Consider the following 17,134-nt stretch of genomic DNA (forward strand, 5'->3'; position numbering starts at 1 on the left):
GTCCCAGCGGCCCCACACGAGCCGTTTGGGACGACGTCCCGCCCCCGACACGTTAGGAGCGGTGTACATATGTCTCGGCCTCGGATCGTGGTGGTCGGAGCTGGCTTCGGCGGCCTGCAGACGCTCCGGCACCTCGAACGCCGTATCCCCAACGGGGCGGCGGAACTCTCGCTCATCGCGCCGCACGACTACATGCTCTACAGCCCGCTGCTGCCCCAGGTGGCCTCGGGCATGCTCACACCGCAGTCGGTCGCGATGTCGGTGCACCGGCTCACCCAGGAGAGCAAGTTCATCCCCGGGCACGCCGTGGGTGTGGACACCGCCGACCGGGTCGTGGTCGTGCGCCGCCCCACCGGAGAGCTCGCACCCGTGCCCTACGACCGCCTCGTCCTGGCGCCGGGCAGTCTCACCCGCGCCTTCGACATCCCCGGCCTGACCGAGTTCGCCTACGGCAACAAGACACTCGCCGAAGCGGTCCTGCTGCGCGACCACGTGCTCGCCCAGCTCGAGCTGGCCAACGACAGCCGCGACCCGGCCGAGCGCGAGGAGCGCTGCCGCTTCGTCGTGGTCGGCGGCGGTTACACCGGGGTGGAGACCGCGGCCTCCCTCAAGCGACTGTGCGAGGAAGCGGCCATCCGCTACCCGGAGCTGCGCTCGGAGATCCGCTGGCACCTGGTGGACATCGCGCCCAAGGTGCTGCCCGAGCTCGGAGACCGGCTCGGCCGCAAGGCGCTCAGACTCCTGCGCGGCCTCGGCATCGAGGTCAAGCTCAAGGTCAGTGTCCGCGAAGTCACCCAGGACAAGGTCGTGCTCACCGACGGGCGTGTACTGCCCTGCCGCACGCTCATCTGGACCGCCGGCGTCTCGCCCAGCCCGCTCGTCGACACGCTCGACAAACCCACCCAGCGCGGCCGGCTGGAGGTCGACACCGACCTGCGTGTCCCGGGGCTGCCGGAGGTCTTCGCCCTCGGCGACGCGGCCGCCGTGCCCAACATCGCCGAGTCCAACGGGCCCTACTGCCCGCCCACCGCGCAGTACGCCACCCGCCAGGCCGACACGGCCGCGCGCAACGTCGTGGACTCCATCCTCGGGCGGCCCCTTAAGGAGTTCCGCCACAAGGACCTGGGGCTCGTCGTGGACCTGAGCGGCAAGGACGCCTTGGCGCGCATCCTCAACACGGAGATGAGCGGGCTGCCGGCACTGGCGGCCACGCGCGGTTACCACGTGCTCTCGGTGCCCTCCAACACCGCGCGGGCGCGCATCGTGGCCAACTGGGCCATCCGCGCCTTCACCGGCGGCGAGGTCTCGCGGCTCGGGTTCAACGACAACGGCCGGCCGTCGTCGTTCGCGGCCAACGAATCGGTCGAGTACCTGGACGCCGGCGGGGCCAGGTCCGAGGGGGCACGGTTGATGGACAACCTGAGGGAGCGGTACGGGGAGAGCTGAACGGACACCGGTCACGGGGCCGCAGGACGAAGGAGGGGCCGGGCCGGTCGCCGTCGCCCGCCGCGGTACCGGACCCGGGCCGGGTCAGGAACGCACGAGGCGGGCGATGGCGTCGGAGGCCTCGCGGACCTTCTCCTCGGCCTCGTCCCCTCCGTTGGCCACGGCGTGGGCCACGCAGTGCTTGAGGTGCTCGTCCAGCATGGAGAGCGCGAACGAACGCAGAGCCTTGTTCACCGCGGAGGTCTGCGTGAGGATGTCGATGCAGTACTGGTCGTCCTCGACCATGCGCTGGAGCCCGCGGATCTGTCCCTCGATGCGGCGCAACCGATTGATGTGGGCCTGCTTGTCGTCGCTGTAGCCGTGTTGTTTGGCCGCCATGGTGTCGCTTCCCTGTTGTCCCTGATCAGGTGCCATAACAATACCCCCTCAAGGTATGGAACGGCCGGGGTCCGCGCCCTTGTTCCGCAGTGTGGTCCGTCGCCGTCCGAGCGATTCTCCACCAAAACCGTCCGTAGAGGGAGTTTCTCAGACCGCCGCGCCCGTTCGCCCCTTGCGGTGCAGGGGAACCCGACCGTGCGGCCGATTGTGCAAGCTTTGGTGTGAACATGGGCACCTCGCCCGGGGCGGCCCCGGGATCATGCGGCCCGAATCCCTAGTGTCACTCTCTGTACATAATTTGCACAGAAAGTAGGGGCCATGGGATCCATGCGGACCACGACCGTACGGAGGGCAGGTGCGGCAGCGGTGGCCGCGGCACTGCTCTCCTCCGGGGCCGTCGCTGCGGGGGCGAGCTTCGGCGCGCGCGACGCCGTGGCACAGCCCGCCACACCGTACGCGACCACCACCTGGGGCGACGTCACCCTCGACGCGTCGGTCTTCGGCCAGGGCGGTGACAGCGTCGGGCAGCTCGAGGTCAGCGGCGACGGCAACGAGCAGTGGGACGTCTCCCAGGGGACCGGGGAGCTGCTCTCCTCGGCGACGGGTACGGCGACGACCAACGTGACCACCGGCCCCCAGGGCGCGCTCGCCGACAGTAACGGCGCCTTCACCGAACTCCTGCTCCCGGACGCCGATGTCCCCTGGGTGCAGCAGCTCATCAGCCAGGGCGGAAGCACGGGCGGCGGGCACCCCGTCCTGCAGGTGGCGACGTGGAACAACCGCGTGCAGTGCAACCCGCCGGCCGGGGTCGTGTTCCTGACGGCCACCACTGCACCCACCTTCCTGGGGCAGGCCGTCACCGCGCCGGCGCCGACCGGGCCGGGTGAGGAGACCACGACGCTCAACTTCCCCGCCGACTACGGCGACGGCATCAGCGACGTCGATGTCACCGTCGTCATCGACCACGACCAGGACCGACAGGACCCCTACTACGGGCACATGCGGACCGCATTCGTGGCCACGGCCCAGCCCCTGGACGCCGATGGTGAGCCGGTCGGGGACCCGGTGCAGCTCTTCGACCTGGTGCTCGGTGATGTCGAGGTGAACTGCGAAGAGCCGCAGCCCTCGCCGAGCCCGAGCCCGTCGCCGAGCCCCACGGACGTGCCCGTCCTGCCGACCGAGACCCCGAGCCCGACGCCCAGCCCGTCCCCGGACCCCTCTCCGAGCGTGTCGCCGGTCCCGGAGCCGTTGCCGACCCCGTCCCCGACACCCACACCTGTTCCGACGGAGAGCCCCACGCCGACGCCGCCGGAGTCCCCGACACCGCTCGACCCGTCACCGATCCCGAGCCCGTCGCCGACAGGGTCCCCGAGCCCGAGCCCTGACCCGACACCGACGCCCACGCCCGACCCGTCCGTGTCGCCCACGCCGCCGGAACCCACCGGCCCGCCGACCCCGCCCGAGCCCACCCAGGGCCCCGGCGACGACGGAGCGCCGCCGGCCGCGGACGACCAGCCCACGCTCCCGGTGACCGGGGCAGGCGTCGCCGGGCTCGTCCTGGCCGGGGTCTTCTCCGTGTGCGCCGCGATCGCCGCGCTCGTGTTCACGCGTAAACGTTCGGTCTGAAGCAGGTAACCGCGGGGCCGGGGCTCTTGTCCCGGCCCCGCGGCGTGCTGACGATGGCCCTATGAGCGATACCGGCGAGAACGACATCATGACCACCATCCGGGGCCTGATGGACGAGGAGCACGCCCTGCGCTCCACCCCCGAGGGGCTCGGCAACACCGAGCGCCGCCGGATGAAAGAGGTCGAGGAGGCCCTCGACCAGTGCTGGGACCTCCTGCGGCAGCGCAGGGCCCGCGCCGAGTACGGGGAGAACCCCGACGACGCGCGTGCGCGCCCGGTCTCGGAGGTGGAACGCTACTGGCAGTGACCGCGGCGGGCCTGAACCACGTGCGCTCCGCACGCGTCCACACCACTGCACGTCCGGAGCACACGAAGGGCCTCCATGCTCGCCACCCTCACCGGCCTCGGCCTGTCCGCCGCGGCCGGTCTCAACGCCTTCGTCCCCCTCCTCGTCGTCGGTTTGCTGTCCCGCTACACCGACGCCGTTCCGCTCGGAGACGCCTGGCAGTGGCTCGAACACCCCGCCACCCTCACGATCCTCACCGTCCTCCTCGCCGTCGAACTGGTCGCCGACAAGGTCCCCGCGCTCGACAGCCTCAACGACACCCTCCAGACCTTGGTGCGCCCGACCTCCGGCGGCATCACCTTCGCCGCGGGCAGCACGTCCGTCCCGGTGGATCTGCCCCCCGCCGAGGACGTGGTGGGGGAGGCCTCCGCGGCGACCGGTGCAGGCGGTGTCGGTCTGGTCTGGGTCGCGATCCTGGTCGGGGCGCTGGTGGCCCTCGCGATCCACATCGTCAAGACGCTCGTGCGCCCCGTCGCCAACACCGCCACCCTCGGCTGTGCCGCCCCCGTGCTCTCGGCCCTCGAGGACGCCGTGAGTTTCGTGACCTCGCTGCTCGCCGTGCTGCTTCCCCTGCTCGTCCTGGTCGTCCTGCCGCTCCTGGTGCTCGCCGGGGTCCTCCTGCTGCGCAGGCGCCGACGGGCCCGCGCGCTGCGGACCGACGCCGGCCCGGCACCCGGCGCACCGGGCACCGGGGGAGGGGAGAGTGGCCGATGACGCATACCGTCATCCGGTCATCGGGCCGTAAAGTTCGTGCGATGACTGAGTTGAGCTTTGACCGACGCGACATCACGCACATCGTCTGGGACTGGAACGGCACCCTCCTGGACGACAACCACGCCAACCTCGCCGCCGTCAACGCCGTCTGCGAGACCTTCGGCCGAGAGCCCGTCGAGATGGACCACTGGCGGAGCGTGTTCCGGCGTCCCCTCGTCCCCTGCTACGAGGAGCTGCTCGGCCGTACCTTCGCCGAGGGCGAGTGGAAGCGGGTCGAGGAGCTCTACCACGAGGGGTACGAGCTGCACCTGCCCACCTGCGACCTCGCCGACGGCGTGCCCGACGTGCTGCACACCTGGTCCGGCGGGGGCGGTACCCAGTCGCTGCTCTCCATGGCCGCGCACGACCACCTCGTGCCCCTGGTCACCGAGCGCGGGCTGTCCCACCACTTCACCCGCATGGACGGGCGCAAGTTCGAGACCGAGCACGACTCCAAGGCCGAGCACCTGGTCCTCCACCTGGAGAATCAGGGGATCGACCCCGCCAAGGTCGTGCTCATCGGCGACATCGACGACGACGCCCGCGCCGCACAGGAGGCCGGGGCCCAGCCGCTCCTGGTCGCCAGCGGCCTGATGTCCCGCGACCGCCTCGCCGCCACCGGCGCGCCCGTCGTGGACAGCCCCGTCGCCGCGGTGAACGCCCTGCGCGGAGTCTGACCAGGGGCGCGGGACACCCCGGTGTCCGCCGTCACATCCCCGGGCGCTAGCGTGCCGGTGTGTGTTGTCGGATGAGACTCACAACACGACACAGTCACGTCGAACGGAAGGCGCACCAATGACGGAGAGCGGCGTGCCCCGCGTGCTCTGGGAGCCGGACGAGACCCTGCTCGAGTCGGCCAACATCGTCGAGTTCGCCCGCTGGGCCGAGCGCACCAAGGGCGTGCGGGCCTTCGGAGACCGGGCGGACGCCGGAGGGGCGTTCGACTACGACGCCCTCTGGCGCTGGTCGACCACCGACATCGAGGGCTTCTGGGCGGCGATCTGGGAGTACTACGGGGTGGAGTCCGACACCCCCTACGAGCAGGTGCTCACCGAGCGGGTCATGCCCGGCGCCGAGTGGTTCCCCGGGGCCACCCTGAACTACGCGCGGCAGATCTTCGAGGGCCGCGACCCCGACGCCGTCGCGATCCGCCACGCCACGGAACTCCGGCCGCTGGCGGAGTGGACCTGGGGCGACCTGCGCCGGCGCACCGCCGCCATCGCCGCCGGTCTGCGCGAGCGCGGGGTCGGGCCGGGCGACCGGGTGGCCGCCTACCTGCCCAACCTGCCCGAGACGATCGCCGCGTTCCTGGCCACGGCCTCTCTCGGAGCGGTGTGGTCCTCCTGCTCGCCCGACTTCGGCGTGCGCAGCGTCATCGACCGGTTCGCGCAGATCGAACCCAAGGTCCTGCTCGCCGTCGACGGCTACCGCTACGGCGGCAAGGACTTCGACCGGCGCGACGTGGTGGCGCAGCTCCGCGAGGCCATGCCGACCGTCGAGCACACCGTCGTGCTCGACCACCTCCACCGCGGGGAGACCACCGAAGGCACCACCGCCTGGGCCGACCTGGAGGCCTCCGGCGCCGGCGCCGAGCTCGGGTTCACCCCCGTCGCCTTCGACCACCCCCTCTGGGTGCTCTACTCCTCCGGCACCACCGGCCTGCCCAAGGCGATCGTGCAGGGGCACGGCGGGATCCTCCTCGAACAGCTCAAGAACCTCCACCTGCACCTGGACGCCCGCCCCGACGACCGGGTGTTCTGGTACACCACCACCGGGTGGATGATGTGGAACTTCCTGGTGAGCGTCCTGCTGACCCGGGCCTCGATCGTCCTGTACGACGGCAGCCCGGCCGCGCCCGACCTCGACGGATTGTGGGACCTGGCCGCCGACGCCGGGGTGACCCTGTTCGGCACCAGCGCCGGGTACCTGTCCACGTGCATGAAGGAGGGGGTGCACCCCGCGCGCGGGCGCGACCTGTCGCGGCTGCGGGGCATCGGTTCCACCGGTTCGCCGCTGAGCCCTGAGGCGTTCGCGTGGGTGTACGAGGAGTTCGGTTCGGACCTGTGGCTGTTCTCCACCAGCGGCGGCACGGACGTGTGCAGCTGCCTGGTCGGCGGTACACCCACCCTTCCCGTGTACGAGGGCGAGATCCAGTCGCGTGCCCTGGGGATGGCCGTGGAGGCCTGGGACCCCGACGGGAACCCGCTGACCGGTGAGGTCGGCGAGCTCGTCGTGACCCGGCCTGCGCCGTCGATGCCCGTGTTCTTCTGGGGCGACGAGTCCGGGGAGCGGCTGCACGACAGTTACTTCTCCACCTACCCCGGCATCTGGCGACACGGCGACTGGATCGAGATCACCGAACGCGGGACCGCCGTCATCTACGGGCGGTCGGACTCCACCATCAACCGGGGCGGGGTGCGCATGGGCACCAGCGAGATCTACCGCGCCGTCCTGGCCCTGGACGACGTGGTCGACGCTCTGGTGGTCGACGTTCCGCAGGGTGACGGGTCCTCGAGGATCGAACTGTTCACGGTGCTGCGCGAGGGCGCCGACCTGGAGGGCGACCTGCCCAAGGAGATCGCCCGGCGCATCCGCACCGACTGCTCGCCGCGCCACGTGCCGGACCGGGTGCGCATGATCGAGGCGGTGCCGCGCACGCTCTCCGGCAAGGTCCTGGAGGTGCCGGTCAAGCGGATCCTCATGGGCGAGCCACCGGAGAAGGTCGCCAGCCGCGACTCCCTCTCCAACCCCGAGGCGCTGGACCACTTCAGCTCCCTCGCCGACGAGTGACACCGGTGCCCCGGCGCCCGCCCGGCGCCGGGGCACGGACGTGTGCATAGGCTGACGCACGTGGCTGAGAACCGATCGGGCGAAAGAGCCCCGCAGACACACGAACGGGCCCGGATCGACGGGATCGACGCCGCCCGGGCCCTGGCCGTCCTCGGGATGTTCGCGGTGCACGTCACCGTCGACTCCTTCGGGCTGCTCGACCCGGAGGGCGCGGGGCAGCCGGTGCACGACCTGGCGCGGGGGAACTCCTCCGCGCTCTTCGCGTTCCTGGCCGGGGTGTCGCTGGCGCTGATGACCGGGCGGACCCGGCCGGTCTCCGGTGACCCCCTGCGGCTGGTGGCGGTCAAGGTCGTGACCCGGGCGGTGGTCATCGGCATGCTCGGCCTGATGCTGGACGTGATGGCCGTGCCCGTGGCCGTCATCCTGACCTACTACGCCGGGTTCTTCCTGCTCGCGCTGCCGTTGGTGAAGCTGCGGGCGGGGGCGCTGGTGGCGGTGGCCGCCGGGCTCGCCGCGGTGGGGCCGCCGGTGTCGTTCCTGCTGCGGCAGGACCTGGTGGAGCCGCGTACGCCCCAGGGCGCGGTGACCTCGCTGTCGGAGTTCCTGCTCACCGGTTACTACCCGGCGATCACGTTCATGGTGTTCGTGTTCGCGGGCATGGCCGTGGGGCGCCTGGACCTCGGGGCGACCGCGACCCGGGTGCGGTTGGCGGTCACCGGCGCGGTGCTGACCGTGTTCGGGTACGCGGGCTCGTGGGTGGCGCTGCACGTCTTCGGCGGCCTGGACCGGCTCGCGGAGGCGTCGGGCTCCTCCGTCGGTTACCCGTCATCGGTGGCGGAGGACCCGCAGATGCGCGAGTTGCTGCGCGAGCAGGTGATGGAGGAGGCGCACTCGATCTCCGGGCAGGTGCCCACCGACTCGTGGTGGTGGTTGGCCGTGGGGACGCCCCACACCGGGACCCACTTCGAGATGGCCGAGGCCGTGGGGCAGGCGCTCCTGGTACTGGTGGTGTGCCTGTGGCTGGCCGAGCGCGCGCGGGTCCTGATGTACCCGTTGACCTCGGTGGGCCGCATGCCGTTGACGGTCTACACCGGGCACCTGCTCGTCATCGCCGTCGTGGTCGGCGTGCTCGGGCCGATGGACTGGCACACGCCGTGGCTGCTGGAGGGCCTGGTGCTCGGCGCCGTGGTCTTCGCGGTCGCCTGGCGCCTCCTGGTCGGGCGCGGCCCGCTGGAGGCGTTCCTGGCGATGTGCGCGGACAACATCGGCGAGATGTACCAGGAGAATCGCAGGACCCGACCGCCCGCGCCCTGACGTGCCGTCCCCGGGTTCAGTCGTCGGGGCGGTGGATGTGCGCGGAGGTGCGGTCCTGGTGGGCCAGGGAATCGGTGGTGGTGCGCGAGTTCTGGCGCATCAGGCGGCGTGCGTCGTCGGCGGCCGAGCGCGCGACCTCGGGGCTGGCGACGGGGCGCTGGGACAGCTCCGCGTCCTCGGGCAGCCCCAGTTCCATGGGCAGCCCCGCGCGGCTCACCACACGCAGCTGTGCGTCCTCCTGGGAGTGCGAGGGGCGGATGTCGCCGTCCGGGGTGCGCCAGGCCGCGAGGCGGTGGCGCAGCCACGCGTCGCCCCGGTGCTCGGGGCCGGCGGGCCACTCGGCGTGGTCGGGCCGGAAGGTGAGCGCGTGGAGCACGTCGGCCACGGTCCAGCCCGCCGAGAAGAATCGTGCGGTCTCGTTGCGCAGGAACACGAAGTCCACCCCGCGCAGCGAAGGCCCTTCGCGCCGCAGGTGTTCGCAGGCCCGGTGCACGTCGGCGGGCGTGTGCCGCGGACGGTTCAGGGGGTCGGCCTCGGGCGAGCGCAGCAGGGCGTCGTCGACGGTCACGATGACCTCGCCCCTCCGGGTGTCCCAGATGCTGATCTCGTCGCGCGCCCACCCCTGGGACTCGGTCAGGGCCGTGGCCATCTTGCGCAGGTCGACCTGCTCGTCGTCGCTGCTGATCCGGAACTCCGCCATGCCCGCCAGGGTAGTCGGCCGTGGAAAAGGGAGTGGTCCGGTATGGACCGGTCCGCCGCGGCTCAGACCCCGCGAACACGGCGTGTGCCCGGTTTGGTGGGATTTTTGTGGCGCTCTTGGACGAACGCACCACACTCTGCCGGGAAATGCGTTGGAGGAGCGTCCAACCTTGGCCGGTCCGGAGCGCACGTGTGCTGACGGCCGCCGACCCCGGCGTTAGGGTTCTGCCTGGCGCCGCCGGGGGTGTGCATCACCCCGCCGGCCCCCGAGGCCCCGCACACCGTCGACCCTGAAGGTGCCCGTGCCCAACACAGCATCCGCGCCCGAGGCGGTGACCGAACGAGGACTGAGGGCGTTCCTGTACGGACTCCCCGCCGTCGACGAGGTCGGCGCCGCGGCCCGCGCCCAGGAACTCGCCACCCGGTCGGTCAAGACCACCGCCAAGGCCCGCGCGATCGACCTCGCCGTCTCGATGGTCGACCTGACCACCCTGGAGGGCGCCGACACCCCGGGCAAGGTCCGCGCCCTGTGCGCCAAGGCCGCCCTCCCCGACCCCGAGGACCGCACGGTGCCCACCGTCGGGGCGGTGTGCGTCTACCCCGACCGCGTCGGGACCGCGGTGGAGGCCCTGCGCGGAACCGGGATCGGTGTCGCCTCCGTGGCCACCGCCTTCCCGTCCGGCCGGGCACCCCTGGAGGCCAAGCTCGCCGACACCCGCGCCGCGGTCGCCGCCGGCGCGAGCGAGATCGACATGGTCATCGACCGGGGCGCGTTCCTGTCCGGCGACCACCTGAAGGTGTACGAGGAGATCGTCGCGGTCAAGGAGGCCTGCGGCGGCGCCCACCTGAAGGTGATCCTGGAGACCGGGGAACTGGCCACGCTCGACAACGTGCGACGCGCCTCCCACCTGGCGATCCTCGCCGGCGCCGACTTCATCAAGACCTCCACCGGCAAGGTCTCGCCCGCCTCGACCCCGCCCGTCCTGCTCGTGATGCTGCAGGCCGTGCGCGACCACCACCGCGACACCGGCCGCCGTGTCGGGGTCAAACCCGCGGGCGGTATCCGCACCACCAAGGACGCCATCCGCAACCTGATCCTGGTCGACGAGATCGCCGGACCGGACTGGCTCACCCCGGACCTGTTCCGGATCGGCGCCTCCAGCCTGCTCAACGACCTGCTCATGCAGCGCACCAGGCTGGCGACCGGCGTCTACCCGGGCCCCGACCACTACACGCAGGACTGACACACGTGGCAGAGATCTTCGAGTACGCGCCCGCGCCGGAGTCCCGCTCCGTCGTGTCCCTGCGCGAGAACTACGGCCTCTTCGTCGACGGCGGGTTCGTCCCGGCCGACAGCGGCGAGACCCTGACCAGCCTGAACCCTGCCGACGAGAGCACACTCGCGACCGTCGCCGTGGCGGGCCCGGCCGACGTGGACCGCGCCGTGACCGCGGCACGCCACGCCCAGGAGAACGTGTGGGGCCCCATGAGCGGGGTCGAACGCGGCAAGTACCTGTTCCGGATCGCCCGCATCCTGCAGGAACGCTCCCGCGAGCTCGCCGTCCTGGAGTCGATGGACAACGGCAAGCCGATCAAGGAGACCCGCGACGTCGACGTGCCCCTGGTCGCGGCGCACTTCTTCTACTACGCCGGCTGGGCCGACAAGCTCCACCACGCGGGCCTGGGCACCGACCCCCGCCCGCTGGGTGTGGCCGCCCAGGTCATCCCGTGGAACTTCCCGCTGCTCATGCTCGCGTGGAAGATCGCCCCGGCCCTGGCCACCGGCAACACCGTGGTCCTCAAACCGGCCGAGACCACACCCCTGACGGCCCTGGTCTTCGCGGAGATCTGCCAGGAGGCCGACCTCCCGCCCGGCGTCGTCAACATCGTGACCGGCGCGGGCGGGACCGGCCGGGCCCTCGTGGAACACCCCGGCGTGGACAAGGTCGCCTTCACCGGTTCCACCGCCGTGGGCCGTGGCATCGCCCGCGCGATGGCCGGGACCGACAAGCGCCTGACCCTCGAACTGGGCGGCAAGGGCGCGAACATCGTCTACGACGACGCCGCCCTGGACCAGGCGGTCGAGGGCATCGTCTCGGGCATCTTCTTCAACCAGGGCCACGTGTGCTGCGCCGGGTCGCGCCTGCTCGTGCAGGAGTCGATCGCCGACGAGCTCCTGCCCCGGTTGAAGGAGCGCATGGCGCGCATCCGTGTGGGCGACCCGCTCGACAAGAACACCGACCTGGGCGCGATCAACTCCGCCGACCAGCTCCGCCGCATCCGCGAGGCCACCGACGGCGGTGAGGCCGAGGGCGCCGAACGCTGGTCCCCGGACTGCGAGCTGCCGTCGCAGGGGTACTGGTTCGCGCCCACGCTCCTGACCGGGGTCGGCCAGTCCCACCGGGTCGCCCGCGAGGAGATCTTCGGCCCGGTCCTGTCGGTGCTGACCTTCCGCACGCCCGAGGAGGCCGTGGCCAAGGCGAACAACACCCCCTACGGCCTCTCCGCCGGCGTGTGGACGGAGAAGGGCTCGCGCATGCTCTGGACCGCCGAGCGCCTGCGCGCCGGGGTGATCTGGTCCAACACGTTCAACAAGTTCGACCCGAGCAGCCCCTTCGGCGGGTACAAGGAGTCGGGTTACGGCCGCGAGGGCGGGCGGCACGGATTGGAGGCCTACCTTGGCTGAGCGGCGCACCAGCGCGAAGAAGGCGGCACGGACGGCCCCGAAGGCCCCGGCCCGCCTGGCGGTCCGCAAGACCTACAAGCTCTACCTGGGCGGGGCGTTCCCCCGTTCGGAGTCGGGCAGGAGCTACCCCGTGACTTCCGCCGACGGAGACCACTTGGCCAACGCCTCGCTCGCCTCCCGCAAGGACGCCCGTGACGCGGTGACCGCCGCCCGCAAGGCCTTCGGCGGCTGGTCCGGGCGCACCGCCTACAACCGCGGCCAGGTCCTGTACCGGGTCGCGGAGGTCATGGAGGGGCGCCGATCCCAGTTCACCGACCAGCTCGCGGCCGCCCAGGGGCTGGAGCGCTCCGAGGCCGACACCGTGGTCTCGGCCGCCATCGACCGGTGGGTGTACTACGCGGGCTGGACGGACAAGTTCGCCCAGGTCATCGGGGGTTCCAACCCGGTGGCCGGCCCCTACTACAACCACTCGTCGCCGGAACCGACCGGTGTGGTCGCGGTTTTCGCCCCGCAGGACGCCCCGCTGCTGGGGCTGACCTCGGTCCTGGCCCCGGTCGTGGCCACCGGCAACACCGCCGTGGTGGTCACCTCGGAGGAGGCCCCGCTGCCCGCCGTCGACCTGGCCGAGGTACTCGCGACCTCCGACGTCCCCGGCGGTGTGGTCAACCTGCTCACCGGGCGCGCGGGGGAGATCGGCCCGCACCTGGCCCCGCACGGCGACGTCGACGCCCTCGACCTGGCCGGGGCAGGTGAGCACGCCACCGCCTTCGAGGAGGCCGCCGCCGAGACCCTCACCCGGGTCCTGCGCCCGGGGAACGAGGCCGGCGGGGGAGAGCGGGCCTGGCTGGACCCCGATCCCGGTACCTCGCGTATGTCACCCTTCCTGGAGACCAAGACGGTCTGGCACCCGATCGGGGTGTGAGCCTCCGCGGGCGGGCGCGAAGGTGCGTCCGTCCGCACCCGAGGGAAGGAGCAGCGTGGTGACCTCGACGACCGGGACGTCGGCCGACACCGCCGCAGACCAGACCCCCGGCCTGCGCCTGGTCCGGCTGGACCACGACACCGACGAGACCCGGGCCCTGCGCGAAGCGGTGGTCCGCCAGCGGCTGGCCCCCGAACAGCGCCGCTTCGTCACCGAGGCGGTCCGGACCCTGCCCCAGGCCGACACCGACCCCGACCGGATCCCCTTCGCGGTGGTCCTCGCCGACGCCCGTCCCATCGACCGGCTCACAGCGCTGGAGACCTGCGCCGGGTTCGGCATCATCGACCTGCGCGGGCCCCTGCGCGACCTGGTCGACACACCGGAACGGGCCGCTCTGCTGCGCGCCTACTACGTCACGCCAGAATGGCAGGGCCGCGGCATCGGCACGGCGGCCTGTTCCGCACCGCTGCTCGACCCCCTGGTCGCCGGGGCCGCCCCGCGGGCCCGCGAGATCGTCCTGTGCGTCAACTACGCCAACGAGGCCGGAACACGCACCTACCTGGCCGCCGGGTTCACGCCCACCGGCCGCACGTACCACGGCGGTCCGAACGGTCCGCAGCAGGTCCTGTCCCGTCCCTTGGACACCGGGGAGCACGGCGTTCCGGGCCCCCGGAACGAACGAACGGAGAACACGCAGTGACTCGCACACCCCAGGCCGCCGCCGAGGAGGCCGCCGCCGAACTGCGCTCGCAGACCGGTGCGGACACCTACGACATCGCCCTCGTCATGGGTTCCGGGTGGGCCCCGGCCGCCGACCTGCTGGGCGACTCCGGCCACGAGCTGGCCGCCGCCGACCTGCCCGGATTCCGCCCGCCGGGGGTCGACGGGCACAGCGGCACCGTCCGCAGCATCTCCGACGGGAACCGGAACCTGCTGGCCTTCCTCGGCCGCACCCACCTCTACGAGGGCCACGGAACCGACGCCGTCGTGCACGGCGTGCGCACCGCGGTCGCGGCCGGGGCCCGCACGGTGGTGCTGACCAACGCCGCCGGCGGCATCAACCCCGCGTACCCGGTGGGGTCGCCGGTGCTCATCTCCGACCACCTCAACATGACATCGCGCTCCCCGCTGAGCGGCGCCACCTTCGTCGACATGACCGAGACCTACAGCGCCGAGCTGCGTGAGACCGCCCGCTCGGTCGCGCCCGACCTGGCCGAGGGTGTCTATGCCCAGATGCCCGGGCCGCAGTTCGAGACCCCCGCCGAGATCCGGATGCTCAGCGCGATGGGCGCCGACCTGGTCGGCATGTCCACGGTGCTGGAGGCGATCGCCGCCCGTGCCGCCGGGGCCCGGGTGCTGGGGCTGTCCCTGGTCACCAACGTCGCCGCCGGGCTGCAGGGCGCCAACCTCGACCACGAGGACGTCCTGGCCACCGGCCGCGACTCCGCCGACCGGGTCGGCCGCCTCCTGGCCGACGTCGTCGCCAAGCTCTGAGACCCGAGGAGAACGCGCCCCCGATGACCGATACCCTCGCCGCCGCCCGTGCCTGGCTCGCCCAGGACCCCGACCCCGTCACCCGTGAGGAGCTCTCCGCTCTGCTCGCGCGGGTGGAGGCGGGGGATCCCGAGGCCGTCGCCGACCTCGACGACCGCTTCGGCCACCGCCTGGAGTTCGGCACCGCCGGGCTCCGCGGGGCTCTGGGGGCCGGCCCGAACCGGATGAACCGTGTGGTGGTCATGCGGGCCGCGGCCGGTCTGGGCGCGTGGCTGGGCGGGTCCGGGCGCCACGTCGTGGTCGGCCACGACGCCCGGCACCGTTCGGACGACTTCGCCGCCGACACCGCAGCGGTCCTCACCGGTGCCGGGCACCGGGTGTCGGTCCTGCCGGGGCCGCTGCCCACCCCCGTGCTGGCCTTCGCGGTGCGCGAGCTCGGCGCGGACGCGGGTGTGATGGTCACGGCCAGCCACAACCCGCCGCAGGACAACGGGTACAAGGTCTACGTCGGGGGCGGGGGAGAGGACGCCGGGGCCCAGATCGTCGCCCCGGCCGACACCGAGATCTCCGCCGCCATCGACCGGGTCGGCCCGGTGGGCGAGCTGCCGCTGGGGTCGGAATGGACGGCCCTGGGGCCGGAGATCCTGGAGCGCTACCTGGCGGCGGTCGCGGAGCTGGCCCCGGAGGGCCCGCGCGAGGTCAGCGCCACCTACACGGCCATGCACGGCGTGGGCGGGCGAGTGTTGACCGCGGCGGTGGAGCGGGCCGGGTTCCCGCGTCCGACCGTCGTGGCCGAACAGTTCGACCCGGACCCGGACTTCCCGACGGTGGCCTTCCCCAACCCGGAGGAGCCCGGCGCCATGGACCTGGCGCTGCGGGCCGGCGAGGCCAACGGTTCGGACGTCGTGGTGGCCAACGACCCCGACGCCGACCGGCTCGCGGTGGCGGTCCCGGGGCACGGCATGCTCACCGGGGACGAGGTCGGGGGCCTGCTCGCCGAGTACGTGCTCGACCACACCTCGGGCGAGCGCGCCGTGGCCGCCTCCATCGTCTCCTCGACCCTGCTCGGGCGCATCGCCCGCGCCCGCGGGGTGCACTTCGACGAGACCCTGACCGGGTTCAAGTGGCTGGCGCGCGCGGGCGGAACCCGCAGCCGGGTCTTCTCCTACGAAGAAGCGCTGGGCTACTGCGTCGGCGGTGACGGGGGGCGCCCGGTGGCCGACAAGGACGGGATCGGCGCGGCGCTCGTGCTGCTGTCGTTGGCGGCCGCGGCACGGCAGGACGGGCGCACCCTCCTGGACCTGCTGGACGACCAGGCGCGCCGCCACGGACTCCACCTGACCGACCAGCTCTCGGTCCGGGTGGCCGATCTGTCCTTGCTCACCTGGGCCATGCGCCGACTGCGCTCGCACCCGCCGGAGGCGTTCGGCCCCTTCGCGGTCGAGGGCGTGGACGACTTCGCGGCCGGGCACGCCGGACTTCCGCCCACCGACGCTCTGCGCTTCCGCTTGGCGGGCGGCGGCCGGGTGACGCTGCGCCCCTCGGGCACCGAGCCCAAGCTCAAGGCCTACGCCGAGATCGTCCTGGAGACCGCCGGCGACGTGGGGTCGACCCGTGTGCGCGGCGCACGCATGCTCGCCGAGGTCATGGCGTCGGTCTCGACCGCGGTGCGGGACCGGTGACCGGAGCGCGCGGCGCGGTCGGTGCGCCGGTCCTCAGTCCTCCTCCTCGGCGGGTTCGACCACGGGACGGTGCACGACCTCGTCGATGACGGTGAGGGTCTGGGTGGCCGTCACCCCGGGCAGCGACTGCAGGCGGGTCAGGATCAGGTCGCGCAGCTGGTTGGTGTTGGCGACCCGGACCAGGAGCACGATGTCGGCCGAGCCCACGACGTACCAGCAGTACTCGACCTCCGGGTAGGAGGAGAGCACCTCCCGGTTGGCCCGCCAGTCGGGCTGGCTGCCGGAGATGAGCACGAGCGCGGTCACGCCCAGCCCCATCTTGGTGTGGTCGGCGACCACGGAGTACCCGCGGATCACCCCGTCGTCGGTGAGGCGTTTGATGCGGTTGTAGGCGGTGGCGCGGGAGACGTTGGCCAGTGCGGCGATCTCCGTGATGCCGGTTCGCGCGTCCTTGGCGAGCGCGCTCAGGATCGTCTGGTCGGTGCTGTCCGGACGCCGACCGTTACGACGCTGGTCGCCCATGGCCATGTGGGTGCTCCTCGTGTGCTCTTGTGCTCGCGGCGGCCCCTCACGGTCCTCATCGACGGGGGTCGGGGCCAACGAACTACCAGGGAAACGGTGGATTCGTCCATCGGGGTCTCAGGTGGCGAGACGGTGCGGGGGAACGGGGGTCGGGGGAACGGGTGCCGGGGGCGCCGGAGGGGAGGACCGACTGTACCCGGGGCGGGCCCGGCGGACTGGGTTGGGGGTTTCCCGCACGGGCGGTCCGCTACACCGCCGACCCGCGAATCGTCCTTTTTGTCTCGCCGGGAACCCCTGGAACGTGACGAGTGTTCGGCCGGGGCCCTTTCTCGCCGACGTCTGGCGAGTACGTCCTGCGGGCGGCACGTTTCCGTCCAGTGTCGGAGCGCCCCGTTTCGGGATGTACAGGTCCGTGTGTCGTTTTCGCAGGTGGCGCGTGAGTCGGGCTGGACATAAGCGAACCAGAACGCCGTCCC

16 protein-coding genes are annotated in these 17,134 nt (G+C 72.2%); 13 read left to right on the forward strand and 3 right to left on the reverse strand.

Annotated features, from left to right (window positions below; translation table 11 throughout):
• Positions 1-69 precede the first annotated feature (69 nt).
• Positions 70-1,446: an NAD(P)/FAD-dependent oxidoreductase gene (locus tag IDM40_RS09715; protein WP_193121610.1), complete on the forward strand. Its 1,377-nt coding sequence runs from the start codon at positions 70-72 to the stop codon at positions 1,444-1,446.
• An 84-nt stretch (positions 1,447-1,530) separates the two neighbouring features.
• Here IDM40_RS09715 and IDM40_RS09720 read toward each other — a convergent pair whose 3' ends face one another.
• Positions 1,531-1,860: a metal-sensitive transcriptional regulator gene (locus IDM40_RS09720; protein ID WP_328806982.1), complete on the reverse strand. Its 330-nt coding sequence runs from the start codon at positions 1,858-1,860 to the stop codon at positions 1,531-1,533.
• A 282-nt stretch (positions 1,861-2,142) separates the two neighbouring features.
• Between IDM40_RS09720 and IDM40_RS09725 the strand changes: the two genes are divergently transcribed.
• The 6 genes from IDM40_RS09725 to IDM40_RS09750 all read left to right on the forward strand — a co-directional run bounded on the left by IDM40_RS09725 (position 2,143) and on the right by IDM40_RS09750 (position 8,653).
• Entirely contained in the window at positions 2,143-3,450 is a 1,308-nt protein-coding gene (locus IDM40_RS09725) for an LPXTG cell wall anchor domain-containing protein (RefSeq protein ID WP_193121611.1), read from the forward strand.
• Positions 3,451-3,511: 61 nt separating this feature from the next.
• Positions 3,512-3,757 carry a DUF2630 family protein gene (locus tag IDM40_RS09730; protein WP_193121612.1) on the forward strand — a complete coding sequence of 82 codons (246 nt, stop codon included), beginning with the start codon at positions 3,512-3,514 and terminating at the stop codon, positions 3,755-3,757.
• A 75-nt stretch (positions 3,758-3,832) separates the two neighbouring features.
• The gene (locus IDM40_RS09735) at positions 3,833-4,510 is read left to right on the forward strand and encodes a DUF4126 domain-containing protein (RefSeq protein ID WP_193121613.1); all 678 of its coding nucleotides are present in this window, start codon (positions 3,833-3,835) and stop codon (positions 4,508-4,510) included.
• A 41-nt stretch (positions 4,511-4,551) separates the two neighbouring features.
• Positions 4,552-5,226: an HAD family hydrolase gene (locus tag IDM40_RS09740; protein ID WP_193121614.1), complete on the forward strand. Its 675-nt coding sequence runs from the start codon at positions 4,552-4,554 to the stop codon at positions 5,224-5,226.
• Positions 5,227-5,344: 118 nt separating this feature from the next.
• Positions 5,345-7,339, forward strand: a complete 1,995-nt coding sequence (locus tag IDM40_RS09745) for an acetoacetate--CoA ligase (protein WP_193121615.1) — start codon at positions 5,345-5,347, stop codon at positions 7,337-7,339.
• Positions 7,340-7,399: 60 nt separating this feature from the next.
• Positions 7,400-8,653: a heparan-alpha-glucosaminide N-acetyltransferase domain-containing protein gene (locus IDM40_RS09750; RefSeq protein ID WP_193121616.1), complete on the forward strand. Its 1,254-nt coding sequence runs from the start codon at positions 7,400-7,402 to the stop codon at positions 8,651-8,653.
• A 16-nt stretch (positions 8,654-8,669) separates the two neighbouring features.
• Here IDM40_RS09750 and IDM40_RS09755 read toward each other — a convergent pair whose 3' ends face one another.
• Positions 8,670-9,353: a hypothetical protein gene (locus tag IDM40_RS09755; RefSeq protein ID WP_193121617.1), complete on the reverse strand. Its 684-nt coding sequence runs from the start codon at positions 9,351-9,353 to the stop codon at positions 8,670-8,672.
• A gap of 295 nt (positions 9,354-9,648) precedes the next feature.
• Here IDM40_RS09755 and deoC point away from each other — a divergent pair, with 295 nt between their 5' ends.
• Genes deoC through IDM40_RS09785 form a run of 6 tightly spaced genes read left to right on the forward strand, consistent with a single transcriptional unit; the run spans position 9,649 to position 16,136 of the window.
• A complete protein-coding gene (deoC, locus tag IDM40_RS09760) occupies positions 9,649-10,596 on the forward strand; it encodes a deoxyribose-phosphate aldolase (RefSeq protein WP_193121618.1) in 948 nt (315 codons plus the stop codon).
• Positions 10,597-10,601: 5 nt separating this feature from the next.
• Complete coding sequence (locus IDM40_RS09765; protein ID WP_328806983.1) at positions 10,602-12,038, forward strand: aldehyde dehydrogenase family protein; 1,437 nt, start codon at positions 10,602-10,604, stop codon at positions 12,036-12,038.
• A complete protein-coding gene (locus tag IDM40_RS09770) occupies positions 12,031-12,960 on the forward strand; it encodes an aldehyde dehydrogenase family protein (RefSeq protein ID WP_193121619.1) in 930 nt (309 codons plus the stop codon). The genes IDM40_RS09765 and IDM40_RS09770 overlap by 8 nt, the downstream gene beginning before the upstream one ends.
• A gap of 55 nt (positions 12,961-13,015) precedes the next feature.
• The gene (locus IDM40_RS09775; protein ID WP_193121620.1) at positions 13,016-13,660 is read left to right on the forward strand and encodes a GNAT family N-acetyltransferase; all 645 of its coding nucleotides are present in this window, start codon (positions 13,016-13,018) and stop codon (positions 13,658-13,660) included.
• Complete coding sequence (locus IDM40_RS09780; protein ID WP_193121621.1) at positions 13,657-14,454, forward strand: purine-nucleoside phosphorylase; 798 nt, start codon at positions 13,657-13,659, stop codon at positions 14,452-14,454. Before IDM40_RS09775 ends, IDM40_RS09780 begins: the two co-directional genes overlap by 4 nt.
• A 23-nt stretch (positions 14,455-14,477) precedes the next feature.
• Positions 14,478-16,136 (forward strand): phospho-sugar mutase, encoded by a 1,659-nt coding sequence (locus IDM40_RS09785; protein WP_193121622.1) that lies wholly within the window; start codon positions 14,478-14,480, stop codon positions 16,134-16,136.
• Positions 16,137-16,169: 33 nt separating this feature from the next.
• Here IDM40_RS09785 and IDM40_RS09790 read toward each other — a convergent pair whose 3' ends face one another.
• Complete coding sequence (locus IDM40_RS09790; protein ID WP_193121623.1) at positions 16,170-16,664, reverse strand: Lrp/AsnC family transcriptional regulator; 495 nt, start codon at positions 16,662-16,664, stop codon at positions 16,170-16,172.
• Positions 16,665-17,134: the final 470 nt, after the last annotated feature.

The sequence above is a fragment of the Nocardiopsis coralli genome, from assembly GCF_014892575.1.
Taxonomy (GTDB): Bacteria; Actinomycetota; Actinomycetes; order Streptosporangiales; family Streptosporangiaceae; genus Nocardiopsis; species Nocardiopsis coralli.